Source organism: Sutterella sp. (assembly GCF_030539355.1).
Taxonomy (GTDB): domain Bacteria; phylum Pseudomonadota; class Gammaproteobacteria; order Burkholderiales; family Burkholderiaceae_F; genus Sutterella.
The window spans coordinates 129,487-148,342 of sequence record NZ_JAUNSF010000001.1; the positions used below are offsets into that span (position 1 = coordinate 129,487).

The following is an 18,856-nucleotide window of genomic DNA, read 5'->3' on the forward strand; positions in this document are numbered from 1 at the left end:
CTTTGCGCGAGCAGGGAACACAAACGTCTCAACATTCCTCAGGAGCCCCGGGAAATGTCAAACAGCGCTGATGACAAGCGCACCGTGCTTGTGGTTGATGACCATCCACTGTTCCGCCGCGGCGTCAGGGAACTGCTGCTTCTTGACGAGGCGACCGGCACCGTCTGGGAGGCGGGCAACCGAGAGGAGGCCATTCAGCTTGCCAACGAACACGAGCCCGACCTCATCGTCCTCGACCTCAACATGAAAGGGTCGTCGGGCGTCGAGATCCTCACGCACCTCAAGGCCGAGGATCCCTCCCGCTGCGTCGTGATCCTCACGGTGAGCGACTCGGGCGAGGATCTGATCGACTGCATCCGCGCGGGCGCCGACGGCTACTTCCTGAAGGACATGGAGCCCGAGAAGTTCCTCGCGAGCGTCCATGAGGCGCTGATCGGCCATGTCGTGGTGGACCCGAACATGACCAAGTACCTCACGAAGGTCGTCAAGGAGAAGCCGAAGCCCGTGGAGCCCACGCCGCTCACCGACCGCGAGCAGGAGGTGATCGAGTGCATCGCCCAGGGACTGAGCAACAAGCTGATCGCCCGCAGGCTCAACATCTCCGACGGAACGGTCAAGGGCCACGTGAAGCATCTCCTGAAGAAGCTCGGGCTCAACAGCCGCGTAGAGGCGGCCGTCTGGTACCTCAGCAACGGACCCCGCAGACGCGGGGCCGTTCAGGAGACCCCGGCCGACTGAGCTGACCGGGGTGGCGCGGGAGAGATTTACTCAGTCTTCTCGTTGGCGTCGACCGGGGCGAGCGGCTGGGCGCCCGAGGTGCTCTCCGCATGGCAGAGCATGCACTCGTAGCGCGCGAACGAGATCTTGCCCGGGGCGTCGTAGTGCGTCGTCGGAATCTCGCCCTTCTTGCGCACAGCGCCGGCGGCCTGCTCGCGATGGCACATCAGGCACATGTTCTTGTCGATCGAGATCGGCAGGTACTGGGCGACCGGATGCGGCACCGTGCCGGGGGCGCCGACGATGGGCTGGTCCGCCGCGAAGGCGGGGGCGGCGATGATCGAGGCTGCGATGGCGGCGAAGAGGAAGCTGCGTTTCATGATGGATCTCCGGAATGTCTTTGCTTTCAAGTGGGATGTGATTGGCCTTTTATTGTGAGGAGGCCTTGTCATGCCGGCGCAGGAGCTCAAGGCGCAGCGCGTCCTCGGGGCAGATCTCGATGCAGCGTCCGCAGTTGAGGCACTCGCCCGAGGGAATCCGGCCCGTGCGGGCGAGATCCTTGAAGCGGATCACCTGCTTCTCCGGGCAGACCTTCAGGCAGTCCGCGCACCGGGTGCAGCGCTCGTCCGAGAAGCCGATCGTGATGACGGGCCTCGGCGAGACGCGGCCGACGAGCGCCCAGAGGGCCCCGAGCGGGCAGAGGTGACCGCACCAGCCGTCGCGCATGAGCCCGAGCTCGAGCGCGAAGACGGCGAGCGCCGCGGAAAGCGCCGAGAGCCCGGTTCCGAAGACGAGGTCACGCCAGATCATCGCCTGGGGGCTGACGCCCTCGAAGGCGACGGTGCCCGTGACGAAGCTCGCTGCGAGCGTGCCGGCGAGGATCGCGTAGCGCGCGGCCCGCGGCAGGCGGATGCCGTCCGCGGCGAGCCCGAGGCGCTCGCGCAGCCAGGCGGCGCTCTCGACCACGATGTTCATCGGGCAGATCCAGCCGCAGAAGGTGCGCGAGCCGAGGAGCCCGTAGAGGAGCGTGATGATGAGCGTCCCGGCGAGCACGGTGGCCGTCGGGATGATGCCCGCGCAGAGGCGCTCGAGCATCGCGAGCGGGTCGCCGAGCGGAATCGTCTCGAGGATCATCGACTGCGAGAGGTCGCCCAAGAGCAGCGGCCGTCCGGCGATCTCCCAGCCCCAGCGGGCCGTGCCTGCGAAGAGCACGAGCACGAGAATCTGGGAGAGGCGCCTCGCGAGCGTGAACCTGTGACGGCGAATGAAGTTCGGTTTCGCGGTCATAGCAGATCCTCGCTGTTGAGGTAGTCCATGCCGGGCGCGGTGTCATCGGACGCAGGGGCCGGCGAGGAACCCGACGATGCGGGTTCCTTCGGCATCGGCGTGGCCGGCGGGCCCTCGCGGCGGAGGTTCTTCGGATCCTCCTCGTCGAGCCAGCCGAGGCGGTAGTGCTTGCCGATCGTGCCGAGCACGTTGGCGGGGTCGGCGATGCGGATCGCGGGCACGTCCGTCGGGCAGCCCTTCTCGCACATGCCGCATCCCGTGCAGGCGTCCGGATGGATCACCGGCACGAAGACGGCGTGCGCCGAGATGCCTCTCGGATGCGTCTCGATCGTGAGCGCGCGGCCTGTCTCCGGGCATTCGCGGAAACAGACCTCGCAGCGCAGACCCTGCCACGAGAGGCAGGAGTTCGGGTCGACCACCGCCACGCCCATGCGCGCGTCGCGGATGTCGGTGAGCTGCGGGTCAAGCGCACCGGTCGGGCAGGCCTTCACGCACGGGATGTCCTGGCACATGTAGCAGGGAATCTCGCGCGGGATGAACCATGGCGTGCCGACGGGGGCCGGGTCGCGCATGCCGGCGAGCCGGAGCGTGTCGTACGGACACGCCTCGACGCACCGGCCGCAGCGCGCGCAGGCGGCGGTGAAGTCCGATCCTGCGAGCGCTCCGGGCGGACGCGGGCACCACCGTGCGGCGCTCTCGCGCACCGGGGCGATCCCGAGCGCGAACGCGCCGACTGCGGCAGCGCATCCCGAGGCCATCAGGGCCTCAAGGAATGCGCGTCGACCGATGGGCTTGGCGCCGGCCATGATGTCAGGCCTTCCTCACGAGGACCGCGGTCTTCTTGAAGTCGGGTTCTTCAGAGATCGGGTCCGTCGCGTCGATGACGACGGCGTTGCAGCGCACCTTCTCGTCAAAGAAGGCAAGCCAGCACGTGCCGGCGGGCATGATGTTGCGCACCTGCGTCTCAACCTGGGCCTGGCAGACGCCGTGGCGGCTCTCGACGTGCGCCATGTCGCCGCGCTTGAGACCGCGCCTCTCGGCGTCGCCCGGGTTCATGTAGAGGAGAGCGGACGGGGCGGCACGGTGGAGCTCCGGCACGCGGCGGGTCATCGAGCCCGTGTGCCAGTGCTCGAGGATGCGGCCCGTGCAGAGCCAGAGGTCATAGTGGCCGTCAGGCTGCTCGACCGGGGCGGCGTACGGACGGAAGAAGATCTTCGCCGTGCCCGCGTAGGCCGTGGCCTTCGGATCGGTGACCTTGTAGAGGTCGCCCGTGGCGACGGGCTTCATGAGCTTGCCGTAGAAGAGGTTGTCGGGCTTCGCGTACGGGTCGTGCTCGAGGTTGAAGCGGTACTTCGTCTCCTTGCCGTTGACGACCGGCCAGAGGAAGCCGCGGGTGTCGGCGCGCTGGTACGTGTCGAAGTCCGCGAGGTCGTGACCGTCGCCGAGCGTGAACTGGCGGTACTCGTTGAAGAGCGCCTTCTCGGGGAAGTACGGCAGCCCGAGCGCGTCGCCGGTGTTGTTGAGCTCGTTCGGATAGAGCGGATCGGGCCACACGGCCTCGGCGCGCTTGCCCTTCGGGGCGAAGAGCACGTCAAAGAGCGTGTCCTCGGGCTTGATGCCCATCTCGGCGGCCTTGCCGAGCATGTCGGGCAGCATGTCGCCCTCGACGCCCTTCAGAGGCACGGCCTTCCAGGTCTCGCCGATCTTGAAGCGCTTGGCGATCTCGAACATCGTCCAGATGTCGGTGCGGGCCTCGCCCGGCGAGGTGACGAGCTGGTGCCAGCCCTGCGTGCGGCGCTCGGCGTTGCCGTAGAGACCCCACTTCTCGAAGTGAGCGGCGACCGGAAGGATCAGGTCGGCGCAGCGCGCGGAGAAGGTCGGGTAGATGTCGGAGACGACGATGAAGGCGTCCGGACGGCGGCAGGCCTTGATCCAGTGCGTGTTGTTGGGCGCCGACTGGATGATGTTGACGACCTGCGTCCACATGAAGTCGATCGACTCGTCCTGCACACCGCGCAGGATCTTCATGAGCGAGGCGCCGACCTTCGGGTTGAGCGTGCCCTCGGGGATGCCCCAGAGCTTCTCGGTCTTCTTGCGGTGCGCCGGATTGGCGACGAGCATGTCGGCGGGCAGACGGTGGCAGAAGGCGCCCACTTCACGGGCCGAGCCGCAGGCGGAGGGCTGGCCGGTGAGCGAGAACGCGCCGTTGCCGGGAAGCGCATGCTTGCCGAGGAGCAGATGGATGTCATAGACGAGTTCGTTGATCCAGACGCCGCGCTGATGCTGGTTCATGCCCATGCACCAGTAGCTCATGATGCTGCGCTCGGGGTCGCAGATGTAGTCGGCGAGCTGCATGAGCTTCTGCTTGAAGGTGTCGAGCGACTCGTCGTTGTCGCCCTTGGCGAGCTCGGCGACGAAGTCGAGCGTGTAGGGCTCGACGCCCTTGCAGAAGTCCTCGTACGAGATCTTCCAGTGCTTGCCGGCGGTGCCGCCGGAGTTCTTCTGCTCGACCACCTCGCCTTCCTTCCTGCCCTGGGCGATGGCCTCCCACTTGTCGAGCTTGATCGAGAGCTGGCGGGCCATCACGTCCTTCTCGGCCGGATAAGCGTACTTGTCGGTGTTGCGCAGACCGTAGCCGATGTCGGTGACGCCGGCGCAGAAGATGCAGTGCTTGTCGACGAACTCCTTGTTCACGCGGCCGCGCTTGATGATCTCGCGGATGACGAAGTTCGCGATCGCGAGGTCCGTGTTCGGTCGGAAGATGATCACGAGGTCCGAGAGGTTCGAGGAGCTCGAGCGGTGCGTCGTGAGCTGGATGATGCGGGTGTTCTTGTCCGTGAGGCGGCGGTTGGCCATGCGCGACCAGAGCACCGGGTGCGCCTCGGCGGGGTTGTTGCCCCAGAGGATCATCGTGTTGGTGAGCTCGATGTCCTGGTAGCAGTTGGCCGGCTCGTCGACGCCGAAGGTCTGGTAGAAGCCCACCACGGCGGAGGCCATGCACAGACGCGCGTTCGGATCGATGTTGTTCGAGCGGAAGCCGCCCTTGATGAGCTTCGAGGCGGTGTAGGCCTCGGGGATGGTGTACTGGCCGGAGCCGACGATGGAGATGCCCGCGGGGCCCTTCTTCTCGTAGACGCGGCGGATCTGCCTGGCCATCTCGTCGAGGGCGACCTCCCAGGAGACCGGCTCGAAGCGGCCGTTCTTGTCGAACTTGCCGTCCTTCATGCGCATGAGCGGACGCGTGAGGCGGTCCTTGCCGTACATGATCTTGGCGTTGAAGTAGCCCTTCACGCAGTTGAGGCCGCGGTTGACGGGCGCGTCGGGGTCGCCCTTCGTGGCGACGACGCGGCCGTCGCGGACGCCGACCTGCAGGCCGCAGCCGGTGCCGCAGAAGCGGCAGACGCCCTTGTGCCAGGTGATGCCGTCGTCGATCGCGGCGGAGTCAGCGGCCTGGGCGGAGGTGACGGGGATGCCGAGGGCCATGGCGGCGCTGGCGGCGATGCCCGACTTGAGCACGGTGCGGCGGTGGAAAGTGATTGCGCGTTCCTGGGTCATGTGGACCTCCTTTTGGGGAAGCTGTTGTCCGAATTCGTTGCTGATGAGAGGTCCTCTGCAGGAGGACACACGAAGGGCGCCTGCCCGGCCGGGTACGGTCAGGAGGCGTCCGGGCGATGCTCGATCAGGCTGACGTCAAACACGTCAGGCAGGTCAGCGACGGTTCGGAAGAGACGGACTTCGTCGTCAGTGGTCGGTGCCTCGATCGTGCAGATCATGCGGCCGGTGGCCGGATCCGTCTGATGGGGCTCGACGCCCTCGATGGCCTTGACGGCCCTGAGCGCGTCCTCAAGCCGTCCGGGGTGAACGACGACAAGAATTGCGGAGTAATTCATAGGTCTATAGGGACTTTTTGGAATATGGGGAATTAGTCCTCAAGACCTATTTTTGCCCGTTATGTCGGTTTGGTCTACATCCCGAAACGAATACATTCCCCCTAATTTCGTACCTATTCGGGGGTATTTGTACGGGTTTTCAGCTGTTTTTGCCCGGGAGCGGACGGGCAAGCGTCACCGCGATGGCGATGATGACGAGCAGCGCGCCGAGGAAGTAGGGGACGCCGGCGGCGAGGTCCCCGGGGGCGCTCTTGGAGGTGAAGAAGAGGAGCGGCGTGCCGAGCACGGGGCTCACGGCGCCCGTGAAGCTGTTGAGCGAGCTCGCCGCCCCGAGGCGCACGCCCTGGGTGGTGGGCGAGCCCGTGCGGCTGATGATGCTCTGGAGCGTCGGCCCTACGACGCCCATGATGGAGAAGAGGGCGACGAGCGCGAGGAGCGCCTCGCCCGTGGTGGAGAGGCCTATGCCGATGAGCGCCGCGGCGCCCGCCGTGAGGCCGAGGAGCACGAGGGGCTGCGGATCGAGCGCGCGGGAGAGCCGCGGCAGGATCCAGCCCTGCGTGACGGTGATGGCGGCGCCGAGCACGAAGATCGAGAAGCCGATCGTCTTCGGGGTCCAGCCGTAGCGGAACTCCGTGTAGAGCGCCCATGTGCACTGCATCAGGCTCTGCGAGAGCGTGCAGAGCGTGATGATGAGGAGGATGGGCAGCACGAGCTTCTCGCGCGAGAGCGCGGAGAGCGAGGAGAAGGGGTTGGAGCGCCGCAGCGTGAAGGGCTCGGTCGCGGGCGACGTGAGGCTCTCGGGCAGCACGAAGAAGCCGTAGAGGAAGTTGAGTCCGCAGATGATGCCGGCGACGAGGAACGGCAGCCGCGGGTCCGTTTCGCCGAGCATGCCGCCGAGCGCAGGCCCGAGGATGAAGGCGATGCCGAAGATCGCGCCGATGCGGCCGAAGGCGGCCGTGCGCTGCTCGATCGCGGTCACGTCGGCGATGTAGGCCTGGGCGACGACGATGTTCGAGCTCATGGCGCCCCCGAGGATGCGCGAGAGCAGGATGAGCGTGAGCGACTGCGAGAAGGCGGGCACGAGCATCATGATCGCGAGGCCGAGGATGCCCGTGAGGAGCACGGGCCTCCTGCCGATGCGGTCCGAGAGCGCGCCGATCGCCGGGGCCGAGAAGAACTGCATGAGCCCGTAGCTCACCATGATGGCGCCGTACCAGGTCGCCTGCATGTCCGCGCTCGGGGCGAGGGTTCCGATCAGCCGCGGCAGCACGGGAATGATGAGCCCGATGCCGAGTGCGTCAAGGAAGACGCAGGCAAGCACGAAGCTGACGGCGGGCGATCTGGCCATGGGCGGGATGTCGGGGGGAATGGGAGGGAGGCGTCTCGGGCGCCAAGGAAACACAAATGATAGCCGTCCTTCGGCTTAGGCGTTCCGGGTCGGCGGCGTTGACATGGCTCAATATGCGAGGGTTTTGTCGACCGGAACGGCAGGAAAGAACAAGGCATATGCGCTGAAGGTCTGAGGCGGAGCTCCTCAGGAGTTGGTAGTGTTCTCCTGCAAAGGTGTTCCCGGAATTCCCCTGAAGGTTTTGAGAGCACGCGGCCCGCGGGCCGCGCGAGGGGGAAGCCGCCGCAGCCATCCGCCCGCAGAGGCGGGGTGCCCCGGGAACGCATTTCCATGGAAAAGGCCGCCCCGACAGAGGCTCAGTTCCACCGACGCGGCCGGCGTCTCCCTCGGACGAAGGGAGACGGCAAGAATGAAACCGCATACCCCGGAGTCAGAATCTCATGAAGCGAGTATTTAAGTTCGCGATGCCCTTCCTTCAGGGCTCGCTCGTCAAACAGATCATCATCGGCCTCGTACTCGGCATAGCGCTCGGCCTCACCTTCCCCGAGGCCGCCAAGGACGTGGGCCTCCTCGGCAACCTCTTCGTCGCCGCCCTGAAGGGCGTCGCCCCGATCCTCGTCTTCGTGCTCGTCATGAGCTCGATCGCGAACCAGCAGATCGTCGGCGACATGCACATCAAGCCCATCATCGGCCTCTACATCCTCGGCACGTTCCTCGCCGCCGTGATCGCCGTCGCCGCGAGCTTCATGTTCCCGACCACGCTCGCGCTGCAGGTCTCCGACGCCCAGGTCGCCGCACCGGGCGGCATCCTCGAGGTGTTCCGCAACCTGCTCCTGCAGGCCGTGGACAACCCCGTGCACGCCATCGCGAACGCCAACTACATCAGCATCCTCATCTGGTCGATCGCCATGGGCGTGGTGCTGCGCAGCTCGAACTCCGCCACGCGCGAGGTGCTCCTTGACGCCGCCAAGGCCGTCGAGTTCATCGTCCGCATCGTGATCCGCTTCGCCCCGATCGGTATCTTCGGCATCGTCGCCTCGACGCTCGCCGAAATCGGTCTCGAGGCGTTCGCGGGCTACCTCAAGCTCCTCGTCGTCCTCGTCGGCACGATGTTCTTCCTCGCGCTCGTCGTGAACCCCTTCCTCGTCTGGCTCTGCACGCACCAGAACCCGTATCCCCTCACGCTCATGACGCTGCGCGAGTCGGGCGTCTCGGCCTTCTTCACGCGTTCCTCCGCGGCCAACATCCCGGTGAACCTTGAGATCTGCCGCCGCCTGGGGCTCCCCGAGTCGACCTACTCGATCTCGATTCCCGTGGGCGCCACGGTGAACATGCAGGGCGCCGCGATCACGATCACGGTTCTCACGCTCGCGGGCGTGCATACGCTCGGTCTTCCGATCGACGTCCTCTCCGCGCTCTTCCTCTCGTTCGTCGCCGCGATCTGCGCGGCCGGCGCCTCCGGCGTCCCGGGCGGCTCGCTGATGCTGATCCCGCTCGCCTGCGGCCTCTTCGGCATTGACCAGAACACCGCCATGCAGGTGGTCGCCGTCGGCTTCATCATCGGCGTGATCCAGGACTCGTGCGAAACCGCGCTCAACTCCTCGGCCGATGCGCTCTTCACGATCGCCGCGTGCAAGCGCGCCGAGCGTCTCGCCGGCAAGTCGGGCGAATAACCGCTCCGCGCTCCCGGGCCCGCCCGCATGTCGGGCCCGAGACCCCCGCACGAAACCCCGTCTCAAAAAAGGCGGGGTTTCGCTTTTCCGGAGCGTCCGAAGAGACGCGTTCTCTTAGAATGGCAGATCCGCCTCCTCCCGCAACGCCCACTTCCTCGGACTCCTCCCATGCACCGCTACTCCACTCCTCACGAAGCGCTCAAGCAGGTCTTCGGCTTCGACGCCTTCAGAGGATTCCAGCGCGAGGTCGTGGAGACGGTCGTCGCCGGGCGCGACGCGCTCGTGCTGATGCCCACCGGCGGCGGAAAGAGCCTCTGCTACCAGATCCCGGCGCTCCTGCGCGACGGCGTGGCGGTGGTGGTCTCCCCGCTCATCGCGCTCATGCAGGACCAGGTCGACGCGCTCGAGGAGCTCGGCGTCGCCGCGGCCTACCTCAACAGCTCGCTCACCGCGGAGCAGTCCGCGGAGGTGAGGGCACGGCTGCGCCGCGGGGAGATCGATCTTCTCTACGTCGCGCCCGAGCGGCTCCTGATGCCCTCGATGCTCGACATGATCGCCACGCTCCCGCTCTCGCTCTTCGCGATCGACGAGGCGCACTGCGTGAGCATCTGGGGCCATGACTTCCGCCCCGAGTACGGCGCGCTCTCGGTGCTGCGCGAGCGGTTCCCCGAGGTCCCCCGCATCGCGCTCACCGCGACCGCGGATCCGAAGACCCGCGAGGAGATCAAGGAGAAGCTCCTGCTCGAGCCCGAGGAGTTCGTCGCGAGCTTCGACCGCCCGAACATCTTCTACAGCATCGTCGACAAGCAGGGGCGCGCCGACGCGAACCAGAAGCTCGCGCAGTTCATCCTCGAGGACCACCCGGGCGAGTGCGGCATCGTCTACTGCCTCGCGCGCGCCACCTGCGAGGACGTCTGCGAGTTCCTCCGCGAAAAGGGCGTCAACGCCCTCTTCTATCACGCGGGTCTTCCCGCGCAGGAGCGCTCGGAGCGGCTCGCCGCCTTCCAGCGCGAGGACGACATCGTGATGGTGGCGACCATCGCCTTCGGCATGGGCATCGACAAGCCGAACGTGCGCTTCGTCGCACACGTGGACATGCCGAAGTCGATCGAGGGGTACTTTCAGGAGACCGGCCGCGCGGGCCGCGACGGCGAGCCTGCGGACGCCTGGATGGCCTACGGTCTGCAGGACGTCGTGAACCAGCGCCGCTTCATCGAGTCGAGCGACGCCGACGAGCTGCACAAGCAGCTCTCCACCCAGAAGCTCGACGCCATGCTCGGCCTCGCCGAGGCCTGCGACTGCCGCCGCGTGCGGCTTCTCGCCTACTTCGGCGAGGAGAGCGAGCCCTGCGGCAAGTGCGACAACTGCGTGAACCCGCCCCAGCTCTGGGACGCGGGGCTGGCCGCGAAGAAGATCATCAGCTGCATCTACCGCATGCAGCAGTCGTCACAGGTGAGCTTCGGCGCCCAGCACGTGATTGACGTTCTCCGCGGGCACAGGACGGAGAAGATCGAGCGCTTCGGGCACGACAAGCTCTCGACCTGGGGGATCGGCACCGATCTCGAGGACAAGCAGTGGCGCGCGGTGCTCCGGCAGCTGATCGCCCGCCACGTGATCTGGGTCGACGTCGAGAATCACAACGTGCTGCGCCTCGGCGAATCCGCGAACGCCGTGCTCCGGGGCCAGATGGAGGTGAAGGTGCGCCGCGACCTGATCGAGACCGCGAAGCCGAGGCACCGCCGCACGAACGAGGACCGCGAGCAGATGCTCGCCGATCTCTCGCCCCTCTCGCGGCGGCTTTTCGAGGCGCTGCGCTCCTGGAGGCTCGAGACCGCCCGCGCGATCGGCAAGCCCCCGTACGTCATCTTCAGCGACCGCACGTTGATCGAGATCGCCCGGTCGAAGCCCGCCTCCTTCGAGGAACTCCTCGACGTCCCCGGGGTGGGCCGCCGCAAGTGCGAGACCTACGGCGACGAGGTCCTCGAGATCGTCGACAACGAGTGCTAGATCACTTCGCCGCGGTGACGCGCGGCTTCTGCTTGCGGTTGGCGAGGATGCGGTCGAAGAGCGCGTTCGGCAGCACGCGCAGGATCTTCGCGAGCACGCCCATCTGCCACGGGATCACCGTGTAGCTCGTGCGGGCGCTGATGGCCTTCACGGCCTCGCGGGCGAAGTCGTCGGGCTCCATGATGAAGGGCATCTTGTAGGGATTCTCTGCCGTGAGCGGCGTGCGCACGAAGCCCGGGCAGATCGTCGAGACGCGGATGCCGTACTTCTGCAGCTCCACGCGCAGGCTCTCGCAGTACGTGATCACCGCGGACTTGCTCGCGCAGTAGGCCTCGGACCCGGGGAGGCCGCGGATGCCAGCGACCGAGCCCATGCCCACGAGCTGCCCCTCGCCGCGCGCCTTCATCGGGGCGATGAAGGGGTGGAAGGTGTTGGCCATCGCGAAGACGTTGATGCGGTAGACGGCCTCGAGCATGTCGAGGTCCTCCTCGTACTCGGTCTTCACGCCGTGCGAGATGCCCGCGTTGGCGATGACCACGGTCGCTCCGCCCGAGCGCAGCTCGAACTCGCGGGCCGCGGCGAAGATCTCCTCGCGCACGGTCACGTCCGCGGGAAGGATGATGTGGCGTTCGTGGCCGCCGGGCAGCTCGTCGACGAGAGCCTCGAGCTTGTCGCGGCTGCGCGCGACGAGGCCGAGCGTTGCGCCGCGGGCGGCGTACTGACGGGCGAGCGCGGCGCCGATGCCGCTCGATGCGCCGGTGATGAAGACATTGAGCACGGGGATGACCTCCGCGAAAGGAAATGAAAAGGCGCTCCGAACGTCTCGGGGCGCCTCGGGGACAAGCGCGGGCCTCCCGTTTCAGGGGAGGCCGGGACGGCCGGTGATCAGCCGCGCTGGCGGCGGACCTGCTCGACGAGGTAGTCGATGCAGGCGGGCGTCGCCTCACGGGTGCCGACGAGATGCGGGCCGGTCGTGTAGAGGCCGCCCACGCCGACCATCGGCGTGCTGTCGATCTGGTAGCTCTGCCAGAGCTGGCGGGCCTGGCGGGTCTTGTTCATGACCGAGAAGGAGCGCATCGTCTGCTCCCACTTCTTGCCGTCGACGCCGGCGGCGGTCATGAAGTTGAGGATGTCCTTCTGCGGGTTCTCGTAGTTGAAGGGATGCTCCTGATAGATCACCGCCTCGAAGAAGCGCATGTGGAGCTTGTCGAGCAGGCCGAGCGCCTCGAGCGAGAAGTAGACCTGCGTGAACGGATCGAGCTTCGGCTGCCAGGCGACCGGGCAGACGCGGACCGACACGCCCTTCGGGGCCGACTTGTGCCAGCGCTCGAAGTGCGGGGCGAACTGCAGGCAGTGCGGGCACGTGTAGGCGAAGAACTCAACGACCTCGATCGTGTCGCGCGGCGAGGCGGCCGGCGGATTGAGAACGAGGTATTCCTTCCCGGCGGCGTACGAGGGAGCGGCGAGGACGGAGCCGGCCGCAGGCGCGAGCGCGGCGGCGGTGATGAACTGGCGACGTGTCAGCATGTCAGAGATTTCCTTCTTGCGTGTGAAATTCGGGCCTCTCCGGGCTCCGCTCCCCGAGGGAGGGAACGGCGCCGCGGACTGGGCCGCGCTACTGAACGATGGTGGGGTTGAGCCCCTGGTTGTTGGTGAGGCTCGTGACCATTTCCTGGGCGGCGTGGCGGTTCTCGAAGGGACCGACGCGGACGCGCCAGTTGTTCCCGTTCTGGGTGACCGTCGCGCCGATGCCCTGCATCGCGAGCTCCGCGGCGGCGGTCTCGGCGTCAGGCTCCTTGGAGTAGGCGCCCACCTGGACCCAGTAGGCCGCCGCGGGAGCGGCCGCCTTCGGCTGGGCCGCGGGCGCGGCGGGCTTCTCCGACGCGGAGACGGTCACGGTGCGCACGCTGCCCTCCTCGGCCGCCGGGGCGGCGCCGCCGCCCTGGGGCGAGTTGAGCTTCGCATTGGGGTCGACGCCGCCGGCGAGCTTCGCGGCGGGATCCACGTCGGCCGTCACGCGCTCGACCTTGTCCATGAAGGGAACGGGACTCTTGGAGATCACGAGCATCGCGCCTGCGGCAATGCCGAGACCCGTCACGACGCCGATCAGAAAGCCGGCAAAACCGGCGGCAAAGCCGCTTCTGGCCACGGTAGTTCTCCTTCTCAGGGAAAAAATCAGCAGGTCCCGTCCGTCCCGTCCGTCTCCTCGCGGCGGCTCATGCGCTGCGGGGCGGAGATGCCGAGCAGGCCGAGGCCGTTGCCGAGCACCTGACGGGCGGCGGCGAGGAGCGCGAGGCGCGCGTTGCGGACGGTCTCGTCCTCGACGACCACGCGCTCGGCGTTGTAGAAGGCGTGGAAGGCCGCGGCGAGGTCCTTGAGATAGTAACAGAGCACATGCGGCGCATGATCGCGGGCCGCGATGCGCAGCGTCTGCGGGTACTCGGCGATGGCGCCGACCAGGGCCTCGCAGGCCTTGGACGAAAGGGGCGAGAGGTCGCACTTGGCGAGCGCGGCGGCGTCGGGCACCGTGTAGCCCTGCTCGGCGGCGTTGGCAAAGACCGAGCAGATGCGGGCGTGGGCGTACTGCAGGTAGTAGACGGGGTTCTCGTCGCTCTTGGCGCGGGCGAGCGTCACGTCAAAGACGAACTCGGCGTCGGCCTTGCGGGAGACGAGGAAGAAGCGGGCGGCGTCGCGGCCGGCCCAGTCGACGAGGTCGCGCAGCGTGACGTAGTTGCCCGAGCGCTTGCTCATCTTCACCGGCTCGCCGTCCATCACGACGGAGAGCATCTTGTGGAGGATGTACTCGGGGAAGGTCTTCGGGATCTCGATGCCGAGCACGCCCGAGGCGGCCTGCAGGCCCGCGCGGACGCGGGCGACGGTGCCGTGGTGGTCGGTGCCCTGGATGTTGACGGCCTTCGTGTAGCCGCGGCTGAACTTGTTGAGGTGATAGGCGACGTCGGGCACGAAGTACGTGTACGTGCCGTCGGCCTTCTTCATCACGCGGTCCTTGTCGTCCGTGAGACCGTTGCCGAGGTCCTCGAACTCGGTGGTCTTCAGCCACAGCGCGCCGTCGGCCTCGTAGGTCTTGCCGGAGTCGATGATCGCCTGGACGGTCTTCTGCACGGCGCCCGTCGAGTAGAGCGAGCTCTCGAGGAAGAAGTTGTCGAAGCGCACGCCGAGCGCGGAGAGGTCGTCGTCCTGCTCGTTGCGCAGGTAGGCGACGGAGTAGCGGCGCACGAGGTCGGTGTCGGAGAAGTCGCCGCTCGACTCGATCACGCCGCCCGCGTGCGGATGCACGGGCTTGCGGTCGAGGAAGTCGCGGGCAATCGAGACGATGTACTCGCCGTGGTAGGCGTTCTCGGGGAGCTCGACCGACTCGCCCTGGAGCTGGCGGCAGCGGATCTGCACGGAGTTCGCGAGGTTGCCGATCTGCACGCCCGCGTCGTTGTAGTAGAACTCGCGCGAGACCGTCCAGCCCTGCGAGGCGAGGAGGTTGGCGAGCACGTCGCCGAGGGCGCCCTGGCGGGCGTGGCCGAGGTGCAGCGGCCCGGTCGGGTTCGCGGACACGTACTCGAGAAGCACGGACTTGCCGGCGTTCTCAGCGGACTCGCCGAAGTGCACACCCTTCGTGAGCACGTCGGAGATGATCGCGAGGCGGGCGCCCTGCGCGACACGGACGTTGATGAAGCCGGGGCCGGCGATCTCGATCGTCTCGATCGTCTCGGCGAAGGCCGGGTCGGCCTTCACGAGGCTGACGATCTCCTCGGCGATCGCGCGCGGGTTCTTGCGGAGACGGCGGGCGAGCTGCATCGCGCAGGTGCAGGCGACGTCGCCGTGCGTGGGATCCTTCGGACGCTCGAGCGTCACGGGAGCGTCGGCGGCGCCGAGCTTCTCAAGGGCGCCGGCGAAGATCTTCTGAAGGGCTTCTTTCTGTTGGTCGAGCATGGTTGCTTGCTTCTGAGTACTGGTGTGTGAATTCGGGAAACTTTAACTTGTGCCTGGCCGCTTCTTCACGGGCGGCGCTTGTCTCGCATCAGGTATGCGTAGGCCGAGTGGTTGTGGATCGACTCGAAGTTCTCGGCCTCGACGCGGTAGGCGAGCACGCGCTCGTCGGCGTTGAGCGCCTTGGCCATGTCGCGGACGATGTCCTCGACGAACTTCGGGTGATCGTAGGCGTATTCGGTGACGAACTTCTCGTCGGAGCGCTTGAGCCGGCTCCAGAGCTGGCACGAGGCGGAGGCCTCGGCGACGGCGATCTGCTCCTCGAAGCTCATCGGGGCGGCGAGGATCACCGTGCTCTTCAAGAGCGAGCGCTGGTTGTGCGCGCCGTACCGCGAGATCTCCTTCGAGCAGGGGCAGAGGCTCGTCACGGGCGCCTGCGCCTCCTGGCGGACGACGGTCCCGCCCGCCTCGGTCGTGACGATGAAGGCGCAGCGGTAGTTGAGGATGCTCTCGAGCTTGCTCACGGGCGCGGCCTTCCTCACGAAGAAGGGGAACCGGATCTCGATCGTTCCCTCGACGGCCTGCAGGCGCTCGAGCATGTCGCTGTAGATGCTGCGGACCGAGTCGGCGTCGAGCGGCTCGCGGTGGTCCTCCATCAGGGCGACGAACCTGGACATGTGCGTGCCCTTCTTGTCCGCGGGCAGGGCGACCGTCATGGTGACGCTGGCGATCGTGTGCTGCGGGCCGTCACGGCCGGCGACGAGCACGGGCAGCTCAATGCCGCGCACGCCCACCCGGTCAATGGCGATCTGGCGCTCATCCCCGGTGGACTGGACATCCGGGAGTGACTGACTGAATTCTGCTTCCATTTCGAAGTCTTGATTTCTTCTTGTTTCGGCCGGGCGGGCCAGCTCAACCCTCTGGGGAGCGGGTCCGCAGAGCGGACTTCTGATATCTCCGGAGCCTGCGGCTTGAGGGCCGGAGCGCCGCCGGGAAGTGCCGGAGGCGGACGGACGGCGCGGATTCGCGGGCGTTTTCCTCCCCCGAAAGGCGCTTGCATGCAATTGGGCGCTTATCTTACTAGAGAGGGAGCGCAGAGGGGTTTCAGGGGGCCGACGGGCTCGCGCGGATTCGAAACGATTTCTTGCATTCGGAGGCCCCGCGGGAGGCAAGACGGCGTCGAACAGCAGTGAGGCGGCGCCCCGCGGCCGATATACTTTCAGTATGAGTCCGCGTCCCGTGGCCGTTCGAGAGAAGAAACGCCCTGACGCACACACAAGAGAAAAAAAGGAAGACCCTACACATGCCCATCTACGTTTTTCCGCCCAACGGCGGCGGCAGCAGCAGTCCCCTGCTCTCCTTCCTCGTCGGCGCGGCGACGCTCGCGATCATCATCGGACTGGTCATTTTCTTCCTGCCCTTCATCTTCGGCATCGTCGTCGCCATCCTCGTGCTGGTCGCGCTCTTCTGCGGCTGGCGCTGGCTGAAGCGCAAGTTCGGCTGGGAGAGCGCCGAGGAGCGCAACTTCCGCGCCGCGATGGAGAATTTCGAGGCCGCGGCGCGCGGTCAGTACCAGGGCGGCGCGCAGCCGGGCGGCACGGTCTATCAGCGTGAGGAGGTCCGCGTCACCACGTCGATGCCGGGCGCACGCGCCCGCGCCCGCATGATGAAGGACGTCGAGGATATCGAGGAGAATCCGAAGCCCGCCGAGGCCCCGAAGAACGATCAGACCGCCGTCTGACCGTCCTGAGCCGCAGAGGTCCGCTCGCGCGAAAGGCGCGGTTCCGTCGTCAGAGTGATGACGGGCCCGCGCCTTTTTGCTGTCCGCGTCAGAGGAGCGGCGAAATCAGGTAGCAGGCGCCTTCCTTCAGGCGGTTCATGAGGGGGCGCTTTCGCCAGAGCTCGGGCAGCACGCGCTCGCAGTGCGTCTCGTACTCGGCGTGCAGCTCGTGGAGGGCGTTGACGAAGTCCGCGTCGAAGATCGCCATCATCAGCTCGAAGTTGAGGTGCATCGAGCGGTTGTCGATGTTGAGGGTGCCGAAGACGGCGAACTCGCGGTCCACCGCGATCGACTTCGTGTGGAGCAGCCCGCCCTTGTAGAAGAGGATCTCGACCCCGGCCTGCAGCAGGTCGTCGAAGTAGCGGCGCATCGCCCAGCCTGTGGCCGCGGTGTCGGACGTCTCGGGGACGATGAGCTTCACGCGCACGCCGCGCATCACCGCGTTGATGAGTGCGCAGACAACGGACTCCGTGGGGATGAAGTAGGGCGTCGTGATGGTGAGCGTGTGCTCGGCGCGGTTGATCGCCTCGAGGATCAGCAAGAGGTTGCGGTCACCGGTCTGGTAGGGCCCCGAGGGAACGGTCGCGATCACGGCGTTTCCGGTGTTGGGCACGGGCTTCTCAACGGGCGGGCGTTCGTAGTCCGCGAGATCGCTGTCGGGCTGCAGCGCCCAGTCAAAGTGCCAGACGGCGTCGAGCGAGAGGGCCCCCGGGCCCTCGACGCGGACCATGGCGTCGACCCAGGCGCCGACCGTCGCGGCCTCCGCGTAGCCCTTCGGGTCGATCATGTTGAAGCTCCCCGTGTAGGCGATGCGGCCGTCGATCACGACCGTCTTGCGATGGAGCCGGATGTCGGCGCGCTGCATGCCGAAGAACTGCAGCAGACGCATCGGGAGCGCACTCGCGACCTCGATCCCGGCGGCCTCAAGCTCCCGGCGGGATTCCGAGCGGAGGAACTCGCGGGAGCCGAAGTCATCGACGAGGATGCGGATGCGCACGCCGCGCTTCGCGGCGCTGATGAGCGCGGAGACGACCTCGCGGATCTCGCCGCCCTCGTCCCAGATGTAGAACTCCATGTCGATCGAGCGCTCCGCGGCGGCGATGTCCGCGTGCAGCGAGGCGATCGTCTCCTCGGAGCTGCGCTTCAGCTCCGCCTTCGAGCCCGTCGTGATCGGGATCCCCGCGAGGCGGGCGGCGAGGTGGAGCGTCGTGCGGTGCCGGGCGAGGTGGCGAGGCAGCGGCCCGAAGGGCGTCAGGCGGTGCGCCCCGATGCGCTCGAGCATGTTGCCCGCGGCGCGCAGGTACCGCGCGCGCAGCCGCCCGATCGGGCGCTCGCCGAAGACGAGGTAGAGCAGGAACCCGCCGTAGGGAAGGATGGTCGTGAGAAGAATCCACGCGAACGCGCTTCCCGGCGGGTGGCGCGTGAGAATCACCCGCACGATGACGCCCGTCACGATGATGAGCTGTGCGAGCGCGGCGAGCGCGCTCCAGAAAGTCAGGCTCTCAGGCAGGGTCATGATGGTCAGGCGGAAGACAGAAAGCCTTGATATTAGTGGAGCGGCCGGGGCCGGCGCGTCTTCCGGCAGGGCATATGAAAAAGTTTTTTTCACGGACCCTTGACACGATGAAGAAAAGCCGCAATAATTCGGTCCTCTCGCAACGGAGGGGTGCCCGAGTGGCTAAAGGGGGCAGACTGTAAATCTGTTGGCTTACGCCTACGATGGTTCGAATCCATCCCCCTCCACCAGCGAACTGCGACGAACACATGCATCGCCGCAAGCGTCAAATGCGGAGCGGAATGACTAGTTCTCGATCCTGAGCGGGTGTAGCTCAATGGTAGAGCAGAGGCCTTCCAAGCCCCCGACGAGGGTTCGATTCCCTTCACCCGCTCCAATAATTGCCCATGTGGCTCAGTGGTAGAGCACTCCCTTGGTAAGGGAGAGGTCATGCGTTCGATCCGCATCATGGGCACCACGAATTCCTATTCTTTACGTCCAGTCTGATCGCTGCATGCCTGCACGGTCAGATTTATGTTCATCAGGAGCCGAACATGGCCAAGGAAAAGTTTGAACGTAAGAAGCCGCACGTGAACGTGGGCACCATCGGTCACGTTGACCATGGCAAGACCACGCTGACGGCTGCTATCACGACGATTCTGTCGAAGCACTTCGGCGGCGAAGCCAAGGCTTACGACCAGATCGACGCGGCTCCTG

17 protein-coding genes and 3 tRNA genes are annotated in these 18,856 nt (G+C 66.6%); 8 read left to right on the top strand and 12 right to left on the bottom strand.

The genetic code is table 11. The features are described from left to right. Window positions 1-54 precede the first annotated feature (54 nt). Window positions 55-738 (top strand): two-component system response regulator NarL, encoded by a 684-nt coding sequence (gene narL / locus Q4F91_RS00590; RefSeq protein WP_303333826.1) that lies wholly within the window; start codon window positions 55-57, stop codon window positions 736-738. Between the two features lie 26 nt (window positions 739-764). Here the strand turns inward: narL and Q4F91_RS00595 are convergent, their stop codons facing one another. The 6 genes from Q4F91_RS00595 to Q4F91_RS00620 all read right to left on the bottom strand — a co-directional run bounded on the left by Q4F91_RS00595 (window position 765) and on the right by Q4F91_RS00620 (window position 7,242). After that, complete coding sequence (locus Q4F91_RS00595) at window positions 765-1,097, bottom strand: nitrate reductase cytochrome c-type subunit (protein WP_303333827.1); 333 nt, start codon at window positions 1,095-1,097, stop codon at window positions 765-767. A gap of 49 nt (window positions 1,098-1,146) precedes the next feature. Further along, window positions 1,147-2,004, bottom strand: coding sequence for a quinol dehydrogenase ferredoxin subunit NapH (napH, locus tag Q4F91_RS00600; protein WP_303333828.1), 858 nt, complete (start codon window positions 2,002-2,004; stop codon window positions 1,147-1,149). Further along, a complete protein-coding gene (napG, locus tag Q4F91_RS00605) occupies window positions 2,001-2,810 on the bottom strand; it encodes a ferredoxin-type protein NapG (protein ID WP_303333829.1) in 810 nt (269 codons plus the stop codon). The genes napH and napG overlap by 4 nt, the downstream gene beginning before the upstream one ends. 4 nt (window positions 2,811-2,814) lie before the next feature. After that, window positions 2,815-5,559: a nitrate reductase catalytic subunit NapA gene (gene napA / locus Q4F91_RS00610; protein WP_303333830.1), complete on the bottom strand. Its 2,745-nt coding sequence runs from the start codon at window positions 5,557-5,559 to the stop codon at window positions 2,815-2,817. Window positions 5,560-5,657: 98 nt separating this feature from the next. After that, window positions 5,658-5,894 (bottom strand): chaperone NapD, encoded by a 237-nt coding sequence (locus Q4F91_RS00615; protein WP_303333831.1) that lies wholly within the window; start codon window positions 5,892-5,894, stop codon window positions 5,658-5,660. 139 nt (window positions 5,895-6,033) lie between these two features. Next, window positions 6,034-7,242, bottom strand: coding sequence for an MFS transporter (locus Q4F91_RS00620; protein ID WP_303333832.1), 1,209 nt, complete (start codon window positions 7,240-7,242; stop codon window positions 6,034-6,036). Window positions 7,243-7,682: 440 nt separating this feature from the next. Between Q4F91_RS00620 and sstT the strand changes: the two genes are divergently transcribed. Together sstT and recQ are read left to right on the top strand one after the other, a co-directional pair. Next, window positions 7,683-8,915, top strand: coding sequence for a serine/threonine transporter SstT (gene sstT, locus Q4F91_RS00625; protein ID WP_303333833.1), 1,233 nt, complete (start codon window positions 7,683-7,685; stop codon window positions 8,913-8,915). A gap of 168 nt (window positions 8,916-9,083) precedes the next feature. Then, entirely contained in the window at window positions 9,084-10,922 is a 1,839-nt protein-coding gene (gene recQ, locus Q4F91_RS00630) for a DNA helicase RecQ (protein WP_303333834.1), read from the top strand. Window position 10,923: 1 nt separating this feature from the next. Here recQ and Q4F91_RS00635 read toward each other — a convergent pair whose 3' ends face one another. From Q4F91_RS00635 to folE2, 5 genes are all read right to left on the bottom strand, one after another. Next, window positions 10,924-11,700, bottom strand: coding sequence for an SDR family oxidoreductase (locus Q4F91_RS00635; RefSeq protein ID WP_303333835.1), 777 nt, complete (start codon window positions 11,698-11,700; stop codon window positions 10,924-10,926). A 107-nt stretch (window positions 11,701-11,807) separates the two neighbouring features. Beyond that, window positions 11,808-12,449, bottom strand: a complete 642-nt coding sequence (locus Q4F91_RS00640; protein WP_303333836.1) for a thiol:disulfide interchange protein DsbA/DsbL — start codon at window positions 12,447-12,449, stop codon at window positions 11,808-11,810. An 88-nt stretch (window positions 12,450-12,537) separates the two neighbouring features. Further along, on the bottom strand, window positions 12,538-13,071 hold the full coding sequence (locus Q4F91_RS00645; protein WP_303333837.1) for an SPOR domain-containing protein: 534 nt from the start codon (window positions 13,069-13,071) through the stop codon (window positions 12,538-12,540). Window positions 13,072-13,097: 26 nt separating this feature from the next. Further along, window positions 13,098-14,867, bottom strand: coding sequence for an arginine--tRNA ligase (gene argS / locus Q4F91_RS00650; RefSeq protein WP_303333838.1), 1,770 nt, complete (start codon window positions 14,865-14,867; stop codon window positions 13,098-13,100). Between the two features lie 65 nt (window positions 14,868-14,932). Continuing rightward, window positions 14,933-15,733, bottom strand: coding sequence for a GTP cyclohydrolase FolE2 (gene folE2 / locus Q4F91_RS00655; protein WP_303333839.1), 801 nt, complete (start codon window positions 15,731-15,733; stop codon window positions 14,933-14,935). Window positions 15,734-16,167: 434 nt separating this feature from the next. Between folE2 and Q4F91_RS00660 the strand changes: the two genes are divergently transcribed. Further along, window positions 16,168-16,605 carry an adenosylhomocysteine nucleosidase gene (locus tag Q4F91_RS00660; protein ID WP_303333840.1) on the top strand — a complete coding sequence of 146 codons (438 nt, stop codon included), beginning with the start codon at window positions 16,168-16,170 and terminating at the stop codon, window positions 16,603-16,605. An 88-nt stretch (window positions 16,606-16,693) separates the two neighbouring features. Here Q4F91_RS00660 and cls read toward each other — a convergent pair whose 3' ends face one another. Next, window positions 16,694-18,160, bottom strand: coding sequence for a cardiolipin synthase (cls, locus tag Q4F91_RS00665; protein WP_303333841.1), 1,467 nt, complete (start codon window positions 18,158-18,160; stop codon window positions 16,694-16,696). A gap of 144 nt (window positions 18,161-18,304) precedes the next feature. Between cls and Q4F91_RS00670 the strand changes: the two genes are divergently transcribed. The 4 genes from Q4F91_RS00670 to Q4F91_RS00685 all read left to right on the top strand — a co-directional run. Further along, window positions 18,305-18,390: transfer RNA gene (locus Q4F91_RS00670), tRNA-Tyr, on the top strand. Between the two features lie 72 nt (window positions 18,391-18,462). Further along, a tRNA-Gly gene (locus Q4F91_RS00675) sits at window positions 18,463-18,536 on the top strand. 6 nt (window positions 18,537-18,542) lie between these two features. After that, window positions 18,543-18,617: transfer RNA gene (locus tag Q4F91_RS00680), tRNA-Thr, on the top strand. Between the two features lie 76 nt (window positions 18,618-18,693). Then, the coding region (locus tag Q4F91_RS00685) for a GTP-binding protein (RefSeq protein ID WP_303333843.1) at window positions 18,694-18,856 on the top strand (163 nt) is incomplete at its 3' end.